The sequence below is a fragment of the Vibrio sp. 1069 genome, from assembly GCF_033340555.1.
Map to the genome: position 1 here is coordinate 1 of NZ_JAWOWP010000017.1, position 23,392 is coordinate 23,392.

Consider the following 23,392-nt stretch of genomic DNA (forward strand, 5'->3'; position numbering starts at 1 on the left):
GTACAGTTTGGTATCAACCCGAAAGATGGTCGTATGGTCATCATCGAGATGAACCCGCGTGTATCTCGCTCTTCTGCGCTAGCATCAAAAGCAACAGGCTTCCCAATTGCGAAAATTGCCGCGAAACTGGCTGTTGGCTTTACGCTAGACGAACTACAAAACGACATCACAGGTGGTGCAACACCTGCGTCATTTGAACCAACTATCGACTACGTCGTAACTAAGATCCCTCGCTTTAACTTCGAGAAATTTGCTGGTGCAAACGATCGTCTGACAACTCAGATGAAATCGGTTGGTGAGGTAATGGCGATTGGTCGTAACCAACAAGAATCTCTTCACAAAGCACTGCGTGGCCTAGAAGTTGGCGCAACTGGTTTTGATGAGATGGTCGATCTGGAAGCGCCAGATGCACTGACTAAGATTCGTCACGAACTTAAAGAAGCAGGTGCAGAGCGTATCTGGTACATCGCCGATGCATTCCGAGCGGGTATGTCAGTCGACGGTGTGTTCAACTTGACTCAAATCGACCGCTGGTTCCTGGTTCAAATCGAAGAAATTGTAAAACTCGAAGAACAAGTCAAGGCGGGCGGCTACGCAGGTTTGACCAAAGAAGTGCTTCGTCAGATGAAACGCAAAGGCTTCTCTGATGCTCGCTTGTCTAAATTGCTTGGTGTCGCTGAAAGTGAAATTCGCCGTGCTCGTGAGCAGTTTGATATTCATCCGGTTTACAAACGTGTGGATACATGTGCAGCAGAGTTTTCTTCTGACACGGCTTACATGTACTCATCTTACGATGAAGAATGTGAAGCAAACCCAACAGACAAAGATAAGATCATGGTTCTTGGTGGCGGTCCAAACCGTATCGGCCAAGGTATCGAATTCGATTACTGTTGTGTTCATGCATCACTTGCGCTGCGTGAAGACGGTTACGAAACCATTATGGTTAACTGTAACCCAGAAACGGTATCTACTGACTACGATACGTCTGATCGTCTGTACTTCGAGCCAGTAACTCTGGAAGATGTACTGTCTATCGCTCGCGTTGAAAAACCAAAAGGTGTGATTGTTCAGTACGGTGGTCAAACGCCACTTAAACTGGCTCGTGCTCTAGAAGCGGCTGGTGTGCCAATCATTGGTACTAGCCCAGATGCTATCGACCGTGCGGAAGATCGTGAACGCTTCCAAGCCGCTGTTGACCGTTTAGGTCTACTTCAGCCAGAAAACGCGACAGTAACAACGATGGAGCAAGCGGTTGAGAAATCGAAAGAAATTGGCTTCCCATTAGTTGTTCGTCCATCTTATGTACTCGGTGGTCGTGCGATGGAAATCGTATACGACGAGCAAGACCTGCGTCGCTACTTCAACGAAGCAGTAAGCGTATCGAACGAGTCTCCAGTTCTGCTAGACCGTTTCTTGGATGATGCAACCGAAGTTGATATTGATGCTATCTGTGACGGTGAACGCGTCGTTATCGGCGGTATCATGGAGCACATCGAACAAGCGGGTGTTCACTCTGGTGACTCTGCATGTTCACTGCCTGCATACACGCTAAGTCAGGAAATTCAAGACAAGATGCGTGAGCAAGTCGAGAAGTTAGCATTCGAACTCGGTGTACGCGGTTTGATGAACACGCAGTTTGCTGTGAAAGATAACGACGTTTATCTAATTGAAGTGAACCCTCGTGCTGCTCGTACGGTACCATTCGTATCGAAAGCGACAGGCGCTCCTCTAGCGAAAATCGCTGCACGTGTAATGGCGGGTCAATCTCTAGAGTCACAAGGCTTTACTAAAGAGATTATCCCTCCTTACTACTCAGTGAAAGAAGTGGTTCTGCCGTTCAACAAATTCCCTGGTGTTGACCCTCTATTGGGCCCTGAAATGCGCTCAACAGGTGAAGTAATGGGTGTGGGTGCAACGTTCGCAGAAGCTTACGCGAAAGCAGAGCTAGGTTGTGGTGCGGTTTATCCTGAAGGTGGTCGTGCGCTACTGTCTGTACGTGAAGGTGATAAAGAGCGTGTTGTTGACCTAGCTTCTAAGTTAGTGAAACTGGGTTACCAGTTGGATGCGACACACGGTACTGCTGTAATTCTGGGCGAAGCGGGTATTAACCCACGTTTGGTAAACAAAGTACACGAAGGTCGTCCACACATTCTTGACCGCATCAAGAACAACGAATACACCTACATCGTAAACACGGCTGCTGGTCGTCAAGCGATTGAAGATTCGAAAGTTCTACGACGTGGTGCACTGGCAGAAAAAGTGAACTACACAACGACACTGAATGCAGCGTTCGCAACATGTATGTCTCATACTGCAGACGCAAAAGCGTCAGTAACTTCGGTTCAAGAGTTACACGCTAAAGTGAAAGCGAGTCTAGACGCGTAACAGATAAAAATCAGTAAGCTCATTAATCAGGGCTTACATGACAACCTCATTGCCCGCTCATTTGAGCGGGCTTTTTTATATCGAGGTTTTTCTAAAATGAAGAGCATTAAAGTGTGCTAGGAACGATTGGTATGCTTCGCTTTTGAAGATCATTAAGCTAATGATGGCAAGCAATGTACCCAAAGATGAAGAAATAGTACTACCACTTGCTGCAACAAAATTAATGCTGCAAGTGAGAATGATAAAAGAGATAGTAAGTAAGTTTATTTTTGCAGCAATACTTAATCCTTTGCTTATTGTCAGAATGTTTGGAATGCATACAACAACAACCGTAATAGCTCCCAATGTAAGAAGGTAAGTATCTAGAGCAATGTGTTGAGTGAAAGAAAACCAGTCATTCCAAATGCTCAAGCTAATAGCCAGACCAATAGTCAATGCCAAGTATAAACATATACTTAGTGAGATGTTTGCTATGCTAATTGATTTAGTATTCAACTTTCAATTCCTCATAGATTCCAATTGCAAGATTTCTTAACTCTCCCGAATAACCACTTCCTACTATGCTAATTGAGCCTCCAATTGCATCTAGAAGCTGATGAGAAATGGATGCGGATATTGTTGCTTGCGAATACCTCTTAGGAATTTCTCCTGACAACATTAGCTGTTTACGAGCTTTACTCGAAATACTCGGAAGGTTTTTACGGATGATTTCTTTAGTTAATCTTGTTCTCTCTTGTCTGTTTAAGCCTTTTAGAATCTCGGGAACGCCTTTCTTAGTGGTTTGCTTAAGAGATTGAACCATTTTTATCGTTTGATATCCGCTAGCACCCGCTCCAGCTAAGGATATGTAATCTAAAGCTTTAGTTGTATTTTGATACCACTCATTACTGTCTATATCCGATAATTTATCTGGTGATTTAGATACCATACGGGTTCTTGCTACTCCAATAGCACATTGGGCTGTGGCAGCAACAGTAGCGGCGTGTGAGATATAGGACATAGTTACGCCCACAGGACCACTTACTGGTATTGTTAGCCCCGAACCAACTACTCCAATCCAGCCAATTGCTGCACCAATACAGCTAATGCTCGCTGATAGAAGCTCTTGATTGAATCTTGATTTTGATTCTTCCTGTTTTATTTTTTTTGCAAATTCTTGAGATGATTGTAATTTTATCGGTTCTCGTAGAATGATAAAGGTAGGATTGATATGGCATGTGGATTTAAAGTCTCTTAAGCGTACAACGGTGAATTTGTTATCAATATAAATTACACCCGCACCGCTAGTCTCTGGTTTAGCGTCAATAACGTTGAATAGCTGATTAACATTCACTATCTGTTCGATTTTTAAGCGTAATTGCTGTTCTTTTATTGATGGTCGAGTCAGTAAGGCTTCCATTATTTTCGTTTTTTATCAGATTAAATATTTCCTATTAAGACAGCATTTTCTTTTTCTATCAAAATATTAAGAGGCTCTTGAGGTGAGGCTCTATATTTGGATGTAATTGATATTTTTAATGTATCATTCTCTAGATTTATTGACTGATGAAAACTAGGAATAGATTGGTGTCTTGACTTTCCATTGGTAGTTTTGTGAATAAGTGCTACCGTTTCTTCCTCTTTGATACCTCTTCAAAAAGGAAGTGTAGTGGAAATCACGGTTGAGATTTTGTTGGCCTTATTTTTGGTTGCGACTGCCGCAGGCTTTATTGATGCGATGGCTGGTGGGGGGGGGCTCATTACGCTCCCTGCGCTTTTGGCTGCGGGGTTGAGTCCGACTCAAGCTCTAGCAACCAATAAGTTACAAAGTTCGTTTGGCAGTTTCTCTGCTAGCTGGTATTTCGTGCGTAACGGTATTGTCAGCTTAAAGGAAATGCGTTTTGCGATACTCTGCACTTTTATAGGCGCTGCAATCGGTGCCGAGGCTGTGCAGTTTATTGATGCTAGCGTACTCACCAGTTTGATCCCTGTTCTTTTGATAGCCATTTCCCTCTATTTTTTACTCGCGCCAAGTACGCGAAAAATCGATGGAGAACCAAAGTTATCTGAAGCGATGTTTGCGCTATGCATTGGTGGCGGAATCGGTTTCTATGATGGCTTTTTTGGCCCTGGGACTGGATCTATTTTTACTGTTTGTTTTGTTGCACTAGGTCACTTTTCTTTGGTCGAAGCCACTGCTAGAACCAAAATTCTCAATTTCACGTCAAACATTGCGGCACTACTCTTTTTTATCTTCGCTGGGTTGCCTGTGTGGAAGCTTGGCTTAACCATGGCTGTTGGCGGTTTTCTTGGTGCTCAGTTAGGAGCGAAGGTCGTGGTAAGTAAAGGACAAAAATGGATTCGTCCTCTAGTTATAGTGATGTCGATGCTTATGGCAACGAAACTTCTTTGGCAACAACATCAGCAATGGATTCTGTCAGTGCTTTAACTCGTTCGCTACGATATGTGCTGTGACGTAAGCAGATATGTATTGGTCGAACTAACTGATCTAGCTCTTCAAAGTCATAGCAGAACTTAGATGTGATATTAAGTGTCGTTAGGATAGATTTAGGGATTAAAGCGGGAGCCATACCTCCCAAAGCCAGTTGTGCTGCCGCAGTATACGAATCCATTTCCATCAAAGGTTCGATTCCGTGTTTGGATAAAATAGCTTGTTGATATGTGTTGGCAGGGTTAGTTAAGTCATTGGTCAAAATAGCTTTAGGTAGTTGTGAAAGTGAATGTCGACTGACAATTGAGAAAGGTTCATCGGCGAGGTGAAGGCTCATTAATCCATGATGAGGTGGTAGATAGCCAGCGCAAAATCCCAATGTTGCTTTGCCTGATTTCACATTCTCAATAATGCGTGGCGTATGATTGGTCGATATTCGTATGTACTGATCATGGGCAAAGTGTTCTGCCATGATCATGCTGAGGTATCCCGCCACTAAGGTTTCAGAGCAGTCCATTTTGATTAAAGAAGTATCTTCTATTTGTTGTTGATCGTGGATTTTTCCTCTTAACTCATTGAACGTGGGTTCTATTGTGTTTATGAGGGCAAGGCCATCGGAGGTCAGCTTTATGTGCCGACCATTTGGCTCTATCAATTTTTTTCCTAACTTCTTCTCTAGATTTGAAATACGTTTACTCACGGCAGATTGACTAATATAGAGTTGACTGCCTGTGCGGCTCATGGTTTTTTCTTTACTGAGGACAAGTAACGTTTCAATACCTTCAAGCAACATAATGATTAATGAAAGTTAGGAATGGTTGAGATAATTTAGCGAATTGCCCAAGAATTGGCGAATCAAATGAGCATAAATGAGAGGAGCCGACACTTGGTCGACTCCATGGTGAGTGATGTTGTTGGTGTTTAACGGTTAATGGCGAAAGTTGGCAGGGATAGATGCCAACGAATCGCACCGAGACGTATAATGAGCGTTGAGATTACACCAGCGAGTAAAGCCGTTGAGTGGTCATAACCCATGTTTACCGCCATCGTATGGAAGATGCCGCCAATAATACATGCCGTAGCATAGACTTCACTTCTTAATACCATAGGAACTTCGCGAGCCAGCACGTCTCGTATAATGCCACCGCCACAGCCAGTAATAACCCCCATTATCACCGCGACCATCCCAGATGCATTGTAGGCGAGTGCCTTTTCTACTCCTATTCCCACAAATACAGCGAGACCGATGGCATCACAAACGGGTAATACCCACCATGAGAGTCGCTTGGGTCTTCGAATAACAAGCATGGTTAGTAGACACGTAACAAATATCACCCATAAGTAAGTCGTATCTGTTATCCAAAATACGGGAGTGGCACCAAGCGCCATGTCTCGGATTGTTCCGCCACCTATAGCAGTCACACTGCCGAGCACGATAACGCCGAATGGATCCATTTTTAAACGGCCCGCCAGTAATACGCCAGAGATAGCGAAAACAGCGGTACCGAACAAATCGATCATATAAAGCAGCATGGAGTCCATGTTACTTAGTACCTTTAAATAGTGTGAGAAAAAATGGGCGGAAATTGTACGGTATTTGCCACGAAATCGTTAGCGTTTTTGACGAACGCTTTTAAAGTGCTCACACACTTCCTTGATCGCGTTCAATGTGCGTGGTGTCGGACGGTTAATCCAATCAGAGTTTAGGGACCAGATGTGTTTGTTTTTAAGGGCAAGAAGCTCATTACTCCACTCAGCCCACATACCATCGTTACTCATTGCGTGACGAGAAGTAAAAATAACCTCTGGCTGGCGAGTAATGACTTGTTCGATGCTAACTTGAGGATAAGGCGCGCTGGATGCGGCGAAAATGTTCTCACCACCGCAAAAAGTAAAGACTTCACTTGGCCAGTTCTTTCCGGCGACAGTGATGATAGGCTTTTCACTCAACTGATAAAAGTAACGAACTTTCTCGTTCGTGTTGTACTGTTCTTTTAGTGTACTCAGCTGCGTTCTAAAATCTTCAGCGGCCTTTTTTCCTACTTGTGGAGTTTCGCTGTATTGGCTGAGTTGCTCGATATTATTGGCGATATCTTCTAATGAACCTGTAGTGGAGTAATAGATAGGAATACCGAACTGTTTAATTTTCTCCAACTCTTTAGCGGGGTTTCCGGCTGGCCAAGCAATCACTAAGTCCGGTTGAAGAGCAATAATGCGCTCTAATTTAATTCCTTGATAATTTGAGACTCTTTCTAGCTGCTTTGCCTGTTCTGGATAATCGCTCATTTCGCTGACAGCAACAAGCTGGTCTCCTAGCCCTGCAGCAAAGGCAATTTCGGTGGCATGTGGAGCTAAACTTATAATGCGTTGAGCGGGTTGAGCGACGGTCGCTGTCGAAACAAACAGCGTTAATGCGAAGCATAATTTATTCATCATAATCCTTGATAAATTATTCCTAAAAGCAAACTTTGGATTGCGATCCAAGCCAGGACGCGCCAAACGAGCAGCGTATGTATTTGTGAAAGGTGAATAGCCGATGGCGCAATGCGCCCACCGATTTTTGCGCGCTCTGCACGCACACCTTGATAGATAGCAGGGCCGCATAAAGACAGTTGTAGTTTGTGTCCGATAGTACATAACACCCAACTAGGTCCTGGTAAGGGCCAAGACTTCGCTTGCTGTTGTATTCCAGAGAGCACATTACTTGTATTCTTTCCGGCAGCTAAAAGTATGGCAAAGAGACGAAGTGGAATAATATCCAGAGTAGCAACCAGTTGAATCACAGGTTTACCAAAGGGCAAATATTGGCGTCGGCTAGAGGACCACACTCGCGCTAATTCTGTTGTGAGTCGATACATTAACGCACCAATACCACCTGTTAGTGCGTACCAAAATAGCACACCGATCACGTTGCGGCTGTATGCCATAATCAGGGTTTCTGAGCCAGCTTTACCTATGCCAACGAGCGAGAGGCTACCAGTATCGCGATTAAGGTATGGTCTCAGTAATGCTCGACACTGAGCTTTGTCTTCCGAAGACATACTAGTTACGAGCTGTTTCGTTAACGTTTCGCTGTTGCGCCAGTCTAGCGCAAGGATCAATAGAACCAGTTCATATAAAGGGATTTGCCAAACAAATGGCTTTACTGCAATCAGTAATATCAAACAAGGAAACAGTATCAAGCCTAGTGCAAGACTGCCTGAGATTACACTCTGTGAGTAATTGTGATTATTGTTCACTTTGTTGGCTAGCTGTTCTGCTAGCTTTCGCCATAAAGTGATGGGGTGCGCTGAATGGGGGATTGGCACTAGAAGGTGCAAGAGCAGTGCGCCCCACATTATAAGGAGCGCACCGTTGGCATAAAATGACTGAAAAACTTCTTCCATGAATGAGTCGTTTACTTAATGAGTTCCAGCATTTTGAATACCATTTCGGAAGAGCTTTTTGCTGCTAGAGGCAGGAACTCATCAAAGCTCATTGGTGATTCTTTATCAGCGACATCAGAGATTGCACGCACAACAACAAACGGAGTGTTGAATTGATGACAAGTTTGAGCGATAGCAGATGCTTCCATTTCTACAGCGATAACTGACGGGAAGTGTTTACGAATAAACTCTTGACGCTCAGCAGTACAAACAAACGCATCGCCAGTACAAATTAGGCCGCGAACCGCATGAGTGTTTTCCATTTGTGCTAGGGCTTTTTCGGCTAAGTCCATTAGCTTGTCATCCGCTTTGAATGCAGCTGGTTGACCGGCCATTTGGCCAATCTCATAACCAAAAGCGGTTACGTCTGCATCGTGATGACGAACTTCTGTAGAGATAACTACATCGCCAAGGTTTAAGCTTGAATCGAAACCGCCAGCAGAGCCTGTGTTAATCACAACGTCTGGTTGGTATTCATCAAGAAGGATTGTCGTGCCCACCGCCGCTGCAACTTTACCGATGCCCGATTGTAGTACGACGACTTCAACATCGTTAATTTGACCAGAGAAAAACGTACAACCTGCTTTATTTACAGTTTTGCAGTTTGTAATTGCTTGCTTCAGGATGGTCACTTCTTGTTCCATCGCACCGATGATACCAACTTTCATAACACTCTCTTTAAGTAAATATTTTAGTTGGCCGAGAGTATAGCACTCCCCGTTGGCAGTTTTCTATTTGATGAGCTTCGCTTGAGTGAGCTTTTCTCGTAATTGATCGGCGCGCTTTCTGTTTACGCCAAAGTCAGAGTAGCCCACACGAGATTCCGAGCGCACAATCAGTTGGTCTCCTGCTATTTTTAGTTCGAGGTCATCCACGAAGCGCATGATTTTAGATGTGCACTCGATACGAAGGTAGTTGCTTTCTTTCACCGCGGTTTTCGCGCCTGGCAGTTCAAGCGCAACTTGCTCAATAGCGTCGATGTTCGCTGAATCCACTAAGATGAATGGCGTTAGGTTGTATTTTTCTCGCGTGTCTTGGGTGGAGACGCAGTTTGGTTTGTCACCACAAGGTGATTGAGAACGATCCGTCATGGTTGTGACTCCTTGGCTACAAGCGGTTAAGCCGAGCAAAGTAATGGAAAGGAGAGCGGCTTTTTTCATTGTATTTACTCTTATAATTTTGTTTCTAATTATATGGATACAAAAGAAAAAGGATCCAATAACAGGACCCTTTTTGTGAGGTTAGCTGAGATTAAACTTCGAGGTAATCGAGAATGCCTTCTGCCGCTTTTCGTCCTTCATCAATTGCGGTTACGACAAGATCAGAACCTCGTACCGCATCGCCACCCGCGAAGATCTTTTCGTTGCTGGTCTGGAACTGGAACTCTTGCTTCGCTGGGGCTTTGATACGACCCCATTGATCCAAATCGACATCAAACGGTGCTAACCAGTCCATTTTGTGCGGCTGGAAACCAAACGCCATGATAACAACGTCTGCTGGTAGAACGTGCTCGCTGCCTTCAACGGGTTCTGGACGTCGGCGACCCGCTTCATCAGGTTCACCAAGTGCGGTTTTCACCACTTTGACCCCCGAGACTTTGCCTGACGCATCCACTTCCACTCCCAAAGGCTGAAGGTTGAACATGAACTTCACGCCTTCTTCCTTTGCGTTTTTTACCTCGCGACGAGAGCCTGGCATGTTGGCCTCATCACGACGATAAGCACAAACTACGTTGGAGGCACCTTGGCGAATTGAGGTACGAACGCAGTCCATTGCTGTATCACCACCACCCAGTACGACGACTTTCTTTCCTGCCATATCGATAAAGGGTTGGTTACTCTCAAGATCCATGACTTTGTAGGTGTTCGAAATTAAAAATGGCAGCGCGTCATACACACCCGGCGCATCTTCATTATCTAGACCTGCACGCATGTATTTATAGGTGCCAACGCCCAAGAAAACAGCATCGTATTCATCAAGTAGCTCTTGCATTTGGACATCTTTGCCTACTTCCATGTTCATGCGGAACTCGACGCCCATTTCAGTGAACACACGGCGGCGGTTTTCCATCACGCCTTTTTCAAGCTTGAAGGAAGGAATACCGAAGGTCAGAAGGCCTCCAATTTCAGGGTAGCGGTCAAACACGACTGGCTTAACGCCATTGCGCACTAGGATATCCGCGGCAGCCAAGCCAGCTGGGCCTGCTCCAATGATTGCGACCTTTTTATCGGTCCACTCCACCTTGGACATATCTGGCTTCCAGCCCATTTCAAACGCTTTGTCGGTAATGTACTTTTCTATGTTACCGATGGTGACGGCACCAAAGTCATCATTAAGCGTGCATGAACCTTCACATAGGCGGTCTTGAGGACAAACGCGCCCACATACTTCCGGTAGGCTGTTGGTTTGATGCGATAGTTCAACCGCTTCAAGAATACGACCTTCATTGGCAAGTTTTAACCATTGAGGGATGTAGTTGTGGACTGGGCATTTCCATTCACAATATGGGTTGCCACAATCTAAGCAGCGATCCGCTTGTGCAGTCGCCTGTTGTTTAGTGAACGGTTCATAGATTTCAACGAACTCGATCTTACGAACTTTGATAGGCTTTTTCGCAGGATCTACACGCTGCACATCGATAAATTGATAAACGTTCTGGCTCATGATTCAAACATCCTCCATGATTACTGTGCTTGAACACGCAGCTCTGCGGCACTGCGGCTCTGGTGACCAAGTAGCGTGCGAAGATCTGCCGCTTGTGGTTTCACCAAATAGAACTTTGGAATCCATTCATCAAAGTTCGCCAAAATATTTTCAGCATGACTCGACCCTGTTTCTTCAAGGTGTTCCGCAATTAGGCCACGCAAATGTTCTTGGTGGATGTAAAGATCGGACAATGAGATGGCTTCGACAGACTCAGTATTAACTCGACCTTCAAAGCTTTGGTTCTCATCCAGAACATAGGCAAAGCCTCCAGTCATACCCGCGCCAAAGTTCACACCTGTCGCACCAAGAATGGCAACAATACCGCCAGTCATGTACTCACAAGCGTTATCGCCAGCACCTTCAATGACGGCTATCGTACCTGAGTTTCGTACGCCGAAACGCTCACCTGCTTTACCGGCTGCAAATAGTTTACCGCCGGTCGCGCCGTACAGACAGGTGTTACCAATGATGGTTGCTTCATTACACTTAAATGCAGTGCCAAGGTGAGGTTTGATAACCACTTTACCACCCGCCATGCCTTTGCCCACGTAGTCGTTCGCATCGCCCGTGAGGTAAAGCTCTACACCACCTGCGTTCCAAACACCAAAGGACTGGCCTGCGGTGCCGTCAAGATAGATTTTGATAGGGGAAGCCGCCAACCCTTGGTTGCCATAGCGTTTTGCTATTTCGCCAGATAAGCGTGCACCAACAGAACGATCAGTGTTGATGACATTGTAGAAGAAACTTGCCGATTGACTGTTTTCGACCGCATGCATGGCATCATCAACGATCTTTTGGTTGAGCTCAGCTTTATCAAACGGTTTGTTTGGCTCTGTCCAAAATAGCGGATGGCCCTCAGGTGATACTGGAGCTTCTAGAATATTGGATAGATCCAGCTTGGTCTGTTTCGCTGTAAATCCCTCTACTGCCTCAAGTAAATCGGTACGACCAATCAAGTCCGTCAGCTTTTCAACGCCAAGTTCGGCGAGTAATCCGCGCACTTCGTCTGCCAGGCCGATGAAGTAATTCATCACCATTTCTGGTAGACCTTTGAAGTATTCTTTACGCAGTGTCTCGTCTTGAGTCGCAACCCCAGTTGCACAGTTGTTGAGGTGACAAATTCGTAGGAACTTACAACCCATAGCGACCATTGGCGCAGTACCAAAACCGAAGCTTTCTGCACCTAAAATTGCGGCTTTAACTACGTCTAAACCAGTCTTTAGACCACCGTCTACCTGTAGGCGGATCTTATGACGCAGACCATTAGCAACCAGAGCTTGTTGTGTCTCTGCCAACCCCAACTCCCAAGGGCTACCAGCGTATTTTACCGAAGTTAATGGGCTTGCTGCGGTACCACCGTCGTAACCCGAAATGGTAATAAGATCAGCGTAAGCCTTGGCTACACCCGTTGCGATGGTGCCGACACCTGGCTCGGAGACGAGTTTTACCGAAACCAGCGCATTCGGGTTGACTTGTTTAAGGTCGAAGATCAGCTGGGCCAAATCTTCAATCGAATAGATATCGTGATGCGGAGGAGGGGAGATCAGAGTCACGCCTTGTACCGAATAACGCAGTTTTGCGATTTCTGCGGTGACTTTGTGTCCTGGTAGCTGTCCACCTTCACCCGGTTTCGCACCTTGTGCCACCTTGATTTGCAGTACATCCGCATTAGTCAGGTAATGCGGCGTTACACCAAATCGGCCAGAAGCAATCTGTTTGATACGTGAGTTACGCTCAGTACCGAAACGGCGAGGATCTTCACCGCCTTCACCCGAGTTAGAGTAACCACCAAGACGGTTCATCGCCGTTGCAAGTGCTTCATGCGCTTCTGGGCTAAGTGCGCCAATGGACATTGCCGCTGAGTCAAAGCGTTTGAACAGTTCAGTGCGTGGTTCTATTTGCTCAAGTGGCAGCGGTGAGTCTGATTTTTTCAGCGACATTAAGTCACGCAGCATGGCAACAGGGCGTTGGTTTACCTGCTTAGCAAAGCTCTGATAGTCGTTACTTTCGCCAGATTTAACGGCCTGTTGCAGCGTGCCGACGACATCCGGGTTGTAAGCATGATACTCACCTCCATGGACGTACTTTAACAAGCCGCCATGATCAATCGATTTGCGTTTCGCCCATGCTTTACGAGATAAGTTTGTAAGATCTTGCTGGAAGTCGTCAAAATTCGCGCCTTCAATTCGAGTTGTGACGCCTTTAAAACACAGATCGACCACATTTTGGCTCAAGCCAACTGCTTCAAACAGTTGTGAGCAGCGGTAAGAGGCGATGGTTGAGATCCCCATTTTCGACATGATCTTGTACAGGCCTTTGTTGATGCCGTATTGGTAGTTTTGCATCACATCGCGGTAGTCTTTCTCTAGTGCTTTATCATCAATCAGTTTACCTAACGCTTCATAAGCAAGGTATGGGTAAACCGCAGTGGCACCAAAACCAAGTAAGACGGCAAATTGGTGTGGATCACGGGCTGTTGCGGTTTCGACAACAATGTTGGCATCGCAACGTAAGTTCGCGTCAATCAGACGAGTTTGAACGGCGCCGACTGCCATTGCTGCCGGAATTGGTAACTTACCTTTGACCAAGGCTCTGTCCGAAAGAACCACTAAAACCGTGCCTTCACGAACGACTTGCTCTGCTTGCTCACACAGATCATTAATGGCTTGTTTAAGATCTTTTTGTTGTGGGTCGTAGTTGATATCGAGAATGGTATTACGGTAATGATCGTCACTCAGCTCTAGTAGTTGCTGCATGTCAGAATAGAGCAGTACTGGAGAATCAAAGGTTACACGATGCGCGTGGCCATCGGTTTCACAGAAGACATTCATTTCCTGACCGATGCTGGTCGCCAGCGACATGACGTGTTTCTCACGCAGTGGATCGATTGGTGGGTTGGTGACCTGCGCGAACTTCTGACGGAAGTAATCAGTCACCAAGCGCTCTTTCGAAGAAAGAACCGCCATCGGGGTGTCATCACCCATCGAACCGACGGCTTCTTGCCCCATATCACCGAGGACACGCAATACTTGATCGACTTCTTCATTGCTCATAGCAAACTGCTTTTGATAAGTCTTAAGCAAGTCTTCATCAAAGCTGCGCTCACCTACTTGATCTTCAGGCAGCTGAGAGAACGGTGTTAGTTTGCGAACGTTGTTCTCCATCCATTCGCGATAAGGGTGACGAGATTTCAGGTCATTATCGATCTCGCTAGATTGCCAAAGCTTACCTTTACGAGTGTCGATGACGAGCAATTCCCCCGGACCTACACGACCTTTTTTGGCAACTTCATCTGGGGCGTAATTCCAAATCCCTACCTCAGACGCCAGAGTGATCAACTTGTCTTTGGTAATTACATAACGCGCAGGACGTAAACCGTTTCGGTCTAGGTTACAAGCAGCATAACGACCATCGGACAGTACGATACCTGCTGGGCCATCCCATGGTTCCATGTGTTTGGAGTTGAAATCGTAAAACGCACGCAAATCCGGATCCATGTCAGGGTGGTTTTGCCATGCTGGCGGCACAAGCATACGCATGGCACGGAAGATATCCATGCCGCCAGCTAAAAAGAGATCTAGCATATTATCTAGGCTAGACGAGTCTGAGCCTGTCTCGTTCACAAACGGTGCTGCAGTTTGTAGGTCAGGCAGCAGTGGTGACGAGAACTTGTAAGCACGAGCGCGTGCCCATTGTCGGTTACCTTCAATGGTATTGATCTCACCATTATGAGCAAGGTAGCGGAACGGTTGAGCTAATGGCCAACGCGGTTGAGTGTTGGTAGAAAAACGCTGGTGGAACAGACAGATAGCAGATTCCATACGTAGATCGGCAAGATCAAGATAAAAGCGCGGTAAGTCCGCAGGCATGCATAGGCCTTTGTACACCAAAACTTGAGTCGATAAGCTACAGATGTAGAAATCCGGATCTTCGGTGATTTGTTTCTCGATGCGACGGCGTGCGATGTAGAGACGACGTTCAATGTCGCGTTCGCGCCAACCTGCCGGTGCAGAGACAAAGACTTGCTGAATATTTGGAAGCGAGTTGGCCGCAATTGGACCGAGTACTTCTGAATTAGTTGGTACTTCACGCCAACCAGCCACAGTTAGCGTCTCTTGCGCCAGTTCTTTGTTGACGATGTCTTTAGCGAGTTGAGCTTTGACTGGATCTTGGTTGAAGAAAATCATCCCTACGGCGTATTGCTTGCCAAGGTTGAAACCATTTTCTTCGGCAATAAGACGTAAATAGGAATCGGGCTTTTGTAATAGAAGACCACAACCATCACCAGTTTTACCATCGGCGGCGATACCACCACGGTGAGTCATGCGGTCAAGTGCAGAAATTGCTGTACGTACCAGCTTGTGGCTTTGTTCGCCTTCCATATGCGCGATCAAGCCAAATCCACAGTTGTCTTTCTCAAGACTTGGATCATAAAGAGCCATTGCAATTCTCCCTTTGCTTATCCGTCATCCCGACAGATATATCAACACTGCTTACGTTGATATCGATGACTAACTATGCGTCATCTTTATAGCTTTATGTATAATTATTCAGTAAAAGTTGTGAAATATTTAACATTTTTTGAGTGTTTTATTTTCATCAACTTCACAAGCTATAGCTTATTGTAAAAAAGGTCAAGTTATTAGTGGATCATCACGTGAATATACGATTTACCATTTAATAAGCTAAAATAGTTTAATAATTTCAAATAGATAGAAAATTGATTGTTACAAAAAAGTAACATTTGATTCTGTGGGAGATAAAAAAGACCAGCATAAAATGCTGGTCAAAATAGAAAGATTGGAAGGAATTGTTTTCTTTCTTCACCGATAGCCATCGATATTGCTGATGGCTATTAGGCAATTGAAAGAGAGAAGCATGACTGCTTCGTTAAGCAGAAAGCATCAGTGAATCTGCTTTTGCTTCTAGGTTTGTGCCACCCATTAGGTAATCATCGATAGCACGGGCACATTCGCGGCCTTCATTGATACAACGAACCACCAAAGATTGGCCTGTTCGCATATCACCAGCAGCAAATACGCCTTCTTGGTTAGTAGCAAAATCTTGAGTTGCTACGTTACCGCGATCGTCTAGTGCGATATCCAGTTGAGCAAGTACGCCTGTTGGTTCAGGGTGTAGGAATCCCATCGCTAGAAATGCCATATCACATGGAATCACACGCTCGCTGCCTTCTACTTCTTTGAAGCTTGGACGCTCGCCTGGTTTCGCATCTTGCCAAACGATATCAGCTAAACGAAGACCGGTAACTTCACCTTTGTCATTGCCGATGAACTCTTTGGTTAGGATATTCCAGTGACGATCAACGCCTTCTTCATGAGACGTCGAAGTACGTAGGATCATCGGGTACTGTGGCCATGGCATATTGGCAGGACGTTTCTCTGGTGGAATCGGCATGATTTCAACCTGAGTGATGCTTGCTGCACCGTGGCGGTTTGATGTACCTACACAGTCAGAACCCGTATCACCACCACCGATAACGACAACGTGTTTACCCGCGGCGTGAAGTTCTTCACCCTTAAGATCCATGTCGTTGGCACGGCGGTTATTTTGACCTAGGAATTCCATCGCGAAGTGAACGCCTTTTAGTTCACGACCCGGAACGGGCAAATCACGTGGAACCGTTGAGCCACCGGTTAGTAGAACCACATCGAACTCTTGACGCAATTGTTGAGCATTTACATCAACACCGACGTGTTGGTTTACTTTAAACTCAATGCCAGCTTCTGCCATTAGATTGATCTTGCGATCAATGACTTCCATGCTCAGTTTAAAGTCTGGGATACCAAAACGTAGCAGACCGCCCACTTTCTCGTCTCGCTCGAATACCGTCACAGTATGACCAGCGCTGTTTAGCTGCTCTGCTGCCGCAAGGCCAGCAGGACCTGAACCAATGATCGCAACGGTTTTGCCAGTGCGAGAGCGTGGTGTTTTTGGTTTGGCGTACCCTTCACGATACGCCGTTTCTACGATGGTTTTCTCGATATTACAGATAGTGATTGGATCTTGGTTGATGCCAAGTACACAAGCACTTTCACACGGAGCAGGGCAAACACGACCAGTGAACTCTGGGAAGTTATTGGTTGAGCTTAGAATGTTCCAAGCTTCTTCCCAGCTATCACGATAAACCGCATCGTTAAACTCTGGGATGATGTTACCGATAGGGCAGCCGTTATGACAAAACGGCACACCACAATCCATACAACGAGAAGCCTGAGTATTGATCTTGTCACCAAACTCCTCGTTCAGAACGAACTCTTTGTTGTTCTTGATGCGTTCAGCTGGGTCGATCTTCTGTGGTAGTTCACGACCATGCTCTAAAAATCCAGTAGGCTTACCCATTATACGGCCTCCACTTGAGTTTCGTTTCCTTGAGACTGTGCTTCAGCTTTACGCTTTTGAAGAACCGCTTTGTAGTCACGCGGCATTACCTTAACCATAGAGGCTAGGCTTGCTTCAAAGTTGTCTAGGAAAGACTGAGCGACTTCACTTCCTGTGAATTGAACATGCTTAGTTAGCATGTCGAGTAATAGATCTCTGTCTTCTTGCTCGATTGGATCTAGGTCTACTAACTCTGGGTTCAGTTTTGACTCAAAGTCACCTGATTTATCCCATACGTAAGCCACGCCACCACTCATACCTGCGGCAAAGTTACGACCTGTTGAACCAAGGATGATGGCTGCACCGCCAGTCATGTATTCACAACCGTGGTCACCGACGCCTTCTACTACTACTTTCGCGCCTGAGTTACGAACACAGAAACGTTCACCAGCCATACCACGAATGAAAGACTCACCCGAAGTTGCACCGTAGAAGCACACGTTACCAACCACGATGTTGTCTTCCGCGACAATGCTTGATTTCGCATCTGGATAAAGTACTAAAGTACCGCCGGATAAGCCTTTACCCCAGTAGTCGTTCGCGTCGCCTTCCACTTCGAACTTCACGCCCTTAGCTAGGAATGCGCCGAATGACTGACCTGCAGAACCTTTGAACTTCACGTTCATTGGCTGAGGTAGACCTGCATCTTTGTACACTTTCGAGATTTCGTTCGACAACATGGTACCTGCAGAGCGGTCCGTGTTGACGATAGGGAACTCGGCATTCACCGCTTCGCCTTTCTCTAGTGCAGGAATCGCTGCTTGAATCAGCTTACGGTCTAGCACTTCTTCTAGGTTGTGGTTCTGTTGAGCTTGGTTGAATACACCATCAGCTTCACGTGGTTGCTCAACGTGGAGAACAGGAGACAGATCTAGGTTCTTGTATTTCCAGTGAGAAATGTCTTGGCGGATCTTCAGTTTCTGACCTTGACCGACCATTTCATCGATAGTGCGGAAGCCAAGCTCAGCCATGATTTCACGTAGACCTTGTGCCATGTATTGGAAGAAGGTAACGACGTCTTCTACGCGGCCATCAAAGCGCTCGCGAAGCGTCTTGTTCTGAGTCGCGATACCAACAGGACAAGTGTTCTTATGACACTTACGCATCATGATACAACCTTCAACCACTAATGCTGCGGTTGCTACGCCCCATTCTTCTGCACCAAGTAGTGTTGCCACTGCAAGGTCGCGAGGTGTCTTCATCTGACCATCTGCTTGAACCACGATACGGTTACGTAGACCGTTCTTCAGTAGCGTTTGGTGCGTTTCTGCCAAGCCAAGTTCCCAAGGAAGACCGGTATGGCGGATTGAAGACATTGGTGATGCACCTGTACCGCCGTCGAAACCTGCGATTAGTACAACGTCCGCTTTCGCTTTCGCTACACCAGAAGCGATCGTACCTACGCCTGCTTCTGATACCAGCTTCACGTTTACACGGCCTGCGCGGTTCGCGTTCTTCAAGTCGTAGATAAGCTGAGCCAAATCTTCGATTGAGTAGATATCGTGGTGTGGTGGTGGAGAGATAAGGCCAACGCCCGGAGTCGAGTGACGCGTTGCACCGATCCAGTCATCTACTTTATCGCCTGGTAGCTGACCACCTTCACCTGGCTTCGCACCTTGAGCCATTTTGATTTGCAGCTCTTCAGCGTTAGTTAGGTAGTAAGAGGTTACGCCGAAACGACCTGAAGCCACCTGCTTGATTGCAGAGCGTTCCCAATCGCCGTTCTCTTTGCGCTCGAAACGCATTGGGTCTTCACCACCTTCACCAGAGTTCGATTTCGCGCCAAGACGGTTCATCGCAACAGCCAGTGTGGAGTGTGCTTCGTAAGAAATAGAACCGAATGACATAGCACCCGTCGCGAAGCGTTTCACGATGTTGTCAATTGGCTCGACTTCGTCGATAGAGATAGAACCGGCTGGATTCTTAATGAATTCTAGCTGGCTACGCAGAGTTACCGCGTTGTCACCTTGTTTATCTACGGCTGTCGCGTATTGCTTGAACTGATCGTAGTTCTTGTTGCGCGTAGACTCTTGCAGTAGAGAAATAGTCTCTGGGTTGAATAGGTGCTTTTCACCACGCTGTTTCCATTGGTAAACACCACCAACATCCAGCATTTGAATTGGGATTTCGCGTTGTGGGTAACCGATGCGGTGACGGATCAGCACTTCTTTGGCGATATCATCAAGGGTGAGACCTTGGATACGAGAAACCGTACCAGTGAAGTATTTGTCTACCACGGATTTGTGGATGCCCAAGGCTTCGAAGATTTGTGCGCCATGGTACGACTGTAGCGTCGAGATACCCATCTTCGAGAAGATCTTCAGAAGACCGCCATTAATCGCTTTACGGTAGTTGTTGAACAGATCGCGCGGGTTCGCTTCTGGATCCAACTTCTTCGTACGTTGAAGTTCAATGATGGTTTCAATCACTAGGTAAGGGTTAACCGCATTCGCACCGTAACCAAGTAGCGTTGCAAAGTGGTGCGTTTCACGCGCGTCACCAGTTTCAACCACGATGTCACACTTCGCACGTAGACCTTTACGGATCAAGTGGTGGTGCACTGCGCCAACAGCCAGCATTGCTGGGATCGCCGCGTGGTTTGAATTCACTGCGCGGTCAGTGAGTAGGATGATTGAATAACCATCGATAACCGCGTCTTCTGCGTATTGGCAGATACGTTTTAATGCACGCTCAAGTTTGCCTTGATCTTCACTAGCTTGGAATACGATATCCAACGTTTTCGCTTGTAGGTGCTCGTTATCGATCGCACGCAGTTTTTCAAGCTCAGAGTTGGCTAGAACAGGCGATTCCAATTCTACTTTCTGACAGTGAAGTGGTGTTTCAGTCAGAAGGTTTTGGTCTTTACCCAAGTAAGTGTTCAGCGACATAACCATACGCTCACGGATCGGGTCGATCGGTGGGTTAGTTACCTGTGCGAACAGCTGCTTGAAGTAGTTTGAAAGATGTTGAGACTGATGAGATAGAACCGCAAGAGGCCAGTCGGCACCCATTGCTGATAATGGCTCTTTCGCATCATTCGCCATTGGAACTATGATTTCGTTCACTTCTTCAGTGCTTACGCCAAACGCTTGTTGGCGGTGTAGAAGGTGTTCTGGCTTAGGTTGGCTGAACTGGTTGCTCGCATCTGGCAGCTTCTTCAAGCTCAGTAGGTTTTCTTCTACCCACTTCTCGTAAGGCTGTGCCGTTGCGATGGTGTCTTTCACTTCTTCATCAGAGATGATTCGACCTTGTTCTAGGTCTGCAACGAAGATACGACCCGGTTGTAGACGACCACGGAACTCTACGTTCTCTGGTTCAATATCCACAACACCAGATTCAGATGCCATCACTAGGAAGTTATCTTTGGTCACTGTGTAGCGAGAAGGGCGCAAACCGTTACGGTCTAGTGTCGCACCAACTTGAACACCATCAGTAAAACATACTGAAGCAGGACCATCCCATGGTTCCATGATGTTCGCGTGGTACTGATAGAACGCGCGACGTTTAGGATCCATGTTTTTGTTTTCTTGCCATGCTTCCGGGATCATCATCATCAATGCGTGTGGCAGGCTGCGACCAGAAAGAACTAGGAGCTCAAGTGCCATATCGAAGTTAGATGAATCCGAGCTGCCTTCCTGACAGATTGGAAGAAGCATGTCGATTTCAGCCTGAGTAAACAGGTCTGATTCTAGGATTGCTTCACGGGCTTTCATCCAGTTCAAGTTACCGCGAACTGTATTGATTTCACCGTTGTGGGCAATGTAACGGAAAGGCTGTGCAAGACGCCATTTCGGGAAGGTATTGGTAGAGAAACGAGAGTGTACCAGCGCCAGTGCAGTCACCATGGTCGGGTTTTGTAGATCAAGGAAGTACTGAGGTACTTGCTCGGTCGTTAACTGACCTTTGTATACCAATGTCTTGTAAGACATGGAGTTAATGTAGAAGTCGTCACCAATGTTCGAAACGCTTTCTAGGCAAACACGTACAGTATAGTTACGAAGTACGTACAGTTTGCGCTCTAGCTCTTCAGGCGTGATGCCAGGGCCGCCGGAGATAAACACGTGCTCAAATTGAGGCTCTGTGCTTAGAGGGTCGGCACCAATCATGGAGTTGTCGGTTGGTAATACGCGGTAGCCGATAACTTCAAGGTCTAGACGCTGTGCGTTGCGTTCTAGAATGTCACGGCATTGTTCGCGTTTGTATTCGTCTTTCGGGAAAAGAACGACACCAACACCATACTTTTCAAACGAAGGCAGTTTAATGCCTAGCTTAACGGCTTCTTCTAATAGGAATTCATGAGGTTTTTGTAGCAAGATACCCGCACCGTCACCGCTGCATGGGTCACAACCTTGACCACCACGGTGTTCCATGCGAGCCAGCATATCCAATGCTTGAGTCACTACTTCATGAGATTTACGGTTTTTAAGGTGAGCAACAAAACCGATACCACAAGCGTCATGCTCCAGTTCCGGAGTGTACAGACCCTGTGGATTTTGCTCTCTATCTACCATAGATACATCCTTCCAGTTCAATGTCGACGCAAAAGTACCGGGCAGCAAATACTACCTAGACTATTGATTACGTCTTGTCCTTTATATTTATTATCGCCACCGATCTAGGTTGACCGGTCTTGATTCCTTTCCGTATCTCGCAGGAAAAGTTTTGCGAGAAAAACAATCCTTGGTGGTATCCCTTTATTTATTATCACTATCTAGTGATTTATATAGGTAGGAGTGGGATAACACCGACAAATCCCGCAGTGTGCTTTGTAATAAAAGTCACAAAAATAACGGGGTTGTGTAAGTATCCTACAATTTTGTCACTTCAGAATGCAATGAAAAAGTCGGCGTTGTGACCCAATTTTTTCGTTTAATTATGCATTTTTAGTTTAACATTTACGCAACATGAACGATTTTTGTCTTTAATTATGCAAGTTTATTGATTTTGACCTGCATGATGGGTGTTTGAATTGATTAATATTGTGTGTTTTTTCTTGCAGGGATGTAATTTATTTACACAGATCGTAGTGAGATTGATTACGATTTATTGTTGGTGAGAATTTATGCAGTTACATGAGTTGGTCAATACAATCGGCCAAGATCTTCAGCGTCGATACGGTGAAAAGGTTCATAAGTTAACATTGCACGGTGGATTTAGTTGCCCTAACCGCGATGGCACGATTGGGCGGGGAGGATGTACATTTTGCAATGTGGCTTCGTTTGCAGATGAAGAAGTCCAGATAAAAAGCATTCACGAACAGTTAAAAGATCGCGCAGGTGAAATTCACAGAGCGAAGAAGTATCTCGCTTATTTTCAGGCCTACACCAGTACCTATGCCGAAGTACAAGTTCTCAAAAACATGTATGAGGAAGCACTAAAGGCTGCAGACATAGTTGGTCTTTGTGTGGGGACGCGTCCTGATTGCGTCCCTGATGCGGTATTGGATTTACTGTCGGGCTATGTACAGCAAGGTTATGAAATTTGGCTAGAACTAGGTCTTCAAACCGCCAACAATGACACCCTAAAACGTATCAATCGTGGTCATGACTTTGAGTGTTATGCCGAAATCACTAAGCGTGCGCGAACACTCGGAATCAAGGTTTGTACTCACTTAATTGTGGGTTTACCCAAAGAAACCCGCGCCGAAAATATTGAAACGCTGCAAAAAGTGTTGGCCGTGGGAACGGATGGCATCAAGTTACATGGCTTGCATATTGTCGAAGGTAGCACCATGGCGAAAGCTTGGCGTGCTGGAAAGCTAGAAGCCCCTGAATTAGAAGAATATGTTGCGATCGCCAGTGAAATGATTCGTATGACACCACCAGATGTGATTTATCATCGCGTTTCATCAGCAGCCAGGAGGCCCACGTTATTATCGCCTCTGTGGTGTGAAAACCGTTGGCTAGCGATGACGGAAATTGGTCGAGATCTCAGTGCTCATGGTGCTCAAGGGAGTCTTACGGGGAATACCTTTATCTATACTAAACCGGAATTAATAGCAGATCGCTCAATAAATAACTGATATATTTTAACCAGTGTTCTTTGA

General features: G+C 46.1%; 15 protein-coding genes. 3 read left to right on the forward strand and 12 right to left on the reverse strand.

Features of this window, described 5'->3' with window-relative positions; translation table 11 throughout:
• Window positions 1-2,385, forward strand: a 2,385-nt coding sequence (gene carB / locus R7040_RS20085; protein WP_318096941.1) for a carbamoyl-phosphate synthase large subunit, incomplete at its 5' end; no start/stop codon positions are given.
• 75 nt (window positions 2,386-2,460) lie between these two features.
• On the opposite strand, the gene R7040_RS20090 is transcribed toward carB, so the two are convergent.
• Complete coding sequence (locus tag R7040_RS20090; RefSeq protein ID WP_169644219.1) at window positions 2,461-2,880, reverse strand: hypothetical protein; 420 nt, start codon at window positions 2,878-2,880, stop codon at window positions 2,461-2,463.
• Entirely contained in the window at window positions 2,870-3,784 is a 915-nt protein-coding gene (locus R7040_RS20095) for a hypothetical protein (RefSeq protein ID WP_318096943.1), read from the reverse strand. The genes R7040_RS20090 and R7040_RS20095 overlap by 11 nt, the downstream gene beginning before the upstream one ends.
• A 249-nt stretch (window positions 3,785-4,033) precedes the next feature.
• On the opposite strand from R7040_RS20095, the gene R7040_RS20100 reads away from it, so the two are divergent.
• Window positions 4,034-4,813, forward strand: coding sequence for a TSUP family transporter (locus R7040_RS20100; RefSeq protein WP_005381847.1), 780 nt, complete (start codon window positions 4,034-4,036; stop codon window positions 4,811-4,813).
• Here R7040_RS20100 and R7040_RS20105 read toward each other — a convergent pair.
• From R7040_RS20105 to gltB (R7040_RS20150), 10 genes are all read right to left on the reverse strand, one after another.
• Window positions 4,755-5,609, reverse strand: a complete 855-nt coding sequence (locus R7040_RS20105) for a LysR family transcriptional regulator (RefSeq protein ID WP_064353625.1) — start codon at window positions 5,607-5,609, stop codon at window positions 4,755-4,757. The genes R7040_RS20100 and R7040_RS20105 overlap by 59 nt on opposite strands.
• Window positions 5,610-5,737: 128 nt before the next feature.
• Window positions 5,738-6,358 carry a TRIC cation channel family protein gene (locus R7040_RS20110; RefSeq protein ID WP_005387377.1) on the reverse strand — a complete coding sequence of 207 codons (621 nt, stop codon included), beginning with the start codon at window positions 6,356-6,358 and terminating at the stop codon, window positions 5,738-5,740.
• A 69-nt stretch (window positions 6,359-6,427) separates the two neighbouring features.
• Window positions 6,428-7,249: a vitamin B12 ABC transporter substrate-binding protein BtuF gene (gene btuF, locus R7040_RS20115; RefSeq protein ID WP_025768416.1), complete on the reverse strand. Its 822-nt coding sequence runs from the start codon at window positions 7,247-7,249 to the stop codon at window positions 6,428-6,430.
• Window positions 7,249-8,202 (reverse strand): cobalamin biosynthesis family protein, encoded by a 954-nt coding sequence (locus R7040_RS20120; RefSeq protein ID WP_318096944.1) that lies wholly within the window; start codon window positions 8,200-8,202, stop codon window positions 7,249-7,251. The genes btuF and R7040_RS20120 overlap by 1 nt, the downstream gene beginning before the upstream one ends.
• A gap of 11 nt (window positions 8,203-8,213) precedes the next feature.
• Complete coding sequence (mtnN, locus tag R7040_RS20125; RefSeq protein WP_005381837.1) at window positions 8,214-8,909, reverse strand: 5'-methylthioadenosine/S-adenosylhomocysteine nucleosidase; 696 nt, start codon at window positions 8,907-8,909, stop codon at window positions 8,214-8,216.
• A 63-nt stretch (window positions 8,910-8,972) separates the two neighbouring features.
• Entirely contained in the window at window positions 8,973-9,401 is a 429-nt protein-coding gene (locus R7040_RS20130) for a DUF1499 domain-containing protein (RefSeq protein WP_025768418.1), read from the reverse strand.
• A 91-nt stretch (window positions 9,402-9,492) separates the two neighbouring features.
• Complete coding sequence (locus R7040_RS20135; RefSeq protein WP_064353627.1) at window positions 9,493-10,905, reverse strand: FAD-dependent oxidoreductase; 1,413 nt, start codon at window positions 10,903-10,905, stop codon at window positions 9,493-9,495.
• 20 nt (window positions 10,906-10,925) lie between these two features.
• The gene (gene gltB / locus R7040_RS20140; RefSeq protein WP_053306880.1) at window positions 10,926-15,389 is read right to left on the reverse strand and encodes a glutamate synthase large subunit; all 4,464 of its coding nucleotides are present in this window, start codon (window positions 15,387-15,389) and stop codon (window positions 10,926-10,928) included.
• Between the two features lie 448 nt (window positions 15,390-15,837).
• The gene (locus tag R7040_RS20145; protein ID WP_104975856.1) at window positions 15,838-17,307 is read right to left on the reverse strand and encodes a glutamate synthase subunit beta; all 1,470 of its coding nucleotides are present in this window, start codon (window positions 17,305-17,307) and stop codon (window positions 15,838-15,840) included.
• The gene (gltB, locus tag R7040_RS20150) at window positions 17,307-21,857 is read right to left on the reverse strand and encodes a glutamate synthase large subunit (protein ID WP_213896354.1); all 4,551 of its coding nucleotides are present in this window, start codon (window positions 21,855-21,857) and stop codon (window positions 17,307-17,309) included. The genes R7040_RS20145 and gltB (R7040_RS20150) overlap by 1 nt, the downstream gene beginning before the upstream one ends.
• 551 nt (window positions 21,858-22,408) lie before the next feature.
• Between gltB (R7040_RS20150) and R7040_RS20155 the strand changes: the two genes are divergently transcribed.
• Window positions 22,409-23,368, forward strand: a complete 960-nt coding sequence (locus tag R7040_RS20155) for a TIGR01212 family radical SAM protein (protein ID WP_137281717.1) — start codon at window positions 22,409-22,411, stop codon at window positions 23,366-23,368.
• Window positions 23,369-23,392 lie beyond the last annotated feature (24 nt).

Bases quoted from the DNA above. Each gene is read 5' to 3' on its own strand.
- R7040_RS20130 (WP_025768418.1), bottom strand. From the start codon at position 9,401: ATGAAAAAAGCCGCTCTCCTTTCCATTACTTTGCTCGGCTTAACCGCT.
- R7040_RS20155 (WP_137281717.1), top strand. From the start codon at position 22,409: ATGCAGTTACATGAGTTGGTCAATACAATCGGCCAAGATCTTCAGCGT.
- R7040_RS20095 (WP_318096943.1), bottom strand. From the start codon at position 3,784: ATGGAAGCCTTACTGACTCGACCATCAATAAAAGAACAGCAATTACGC.
- R7040_RS20105 (WP_064353625.1), bottom strand. From the start codon at position 5,609: ATGTTGCTTGAAGGTATTGAAACGTTACTTGTCCTCAGTAAAGAAAAA.
- btuF (WP_025768416.1), bottom strand. From the start codon at position 7,249: ATGAATAAATTATGCTTCGCATTAACGCTGTTTGTTTCGACAGCGACC.
- gltB (WP_213896354.1), bottom strand. From the start codon at position 21,857: ATGGTAGATAGAGAGCAAAATCCACAGGGTCTGTACACTCCGGAACTG.
- R7040_RS20145 (WP_104975856.1), bottom strand. From the start codon at position 17,307: ATGGGTAAGCCTACTGGATTTTTAGAGCATGGTCGTGAACTACCACAG.
- R7040_RS20110 (WP_005387377.1), bottom strand. From the start codon at position 6,358: ATGGACTCCATGCTGCTTTATATGATCGATTTGTTCGGTACCGCTGTT.
- R7040_RS20120 (WP_318096944.1), bottom strand. From the start codon at position 8,202: ATGGAAGAAGTTTTTCAGTCATTTTATGCCAACGGTGCGCTCCTTATA.
- R7040_RS20135 (WP_064353627.1), bottom strand. From the start codon at position 10,905: ATGAGCCAGAACGTTTATCAATTTATCGATGTGCAGCGTGTAGATCCT.
- mtnN (WP_005381837.1), bottom strand. From the start codon at position 8,909: ATGAAAGTTGGTATCATCGGTGCGATGGAACAAGAAGTGACCATCCTG.
- gltB (WP_053306880.1), bottom strand. From the start codon at position 15,389: ATGGCTCTTTATGATCCAAGTCTTGAGAAAGACAACTGTGGATTTGGC.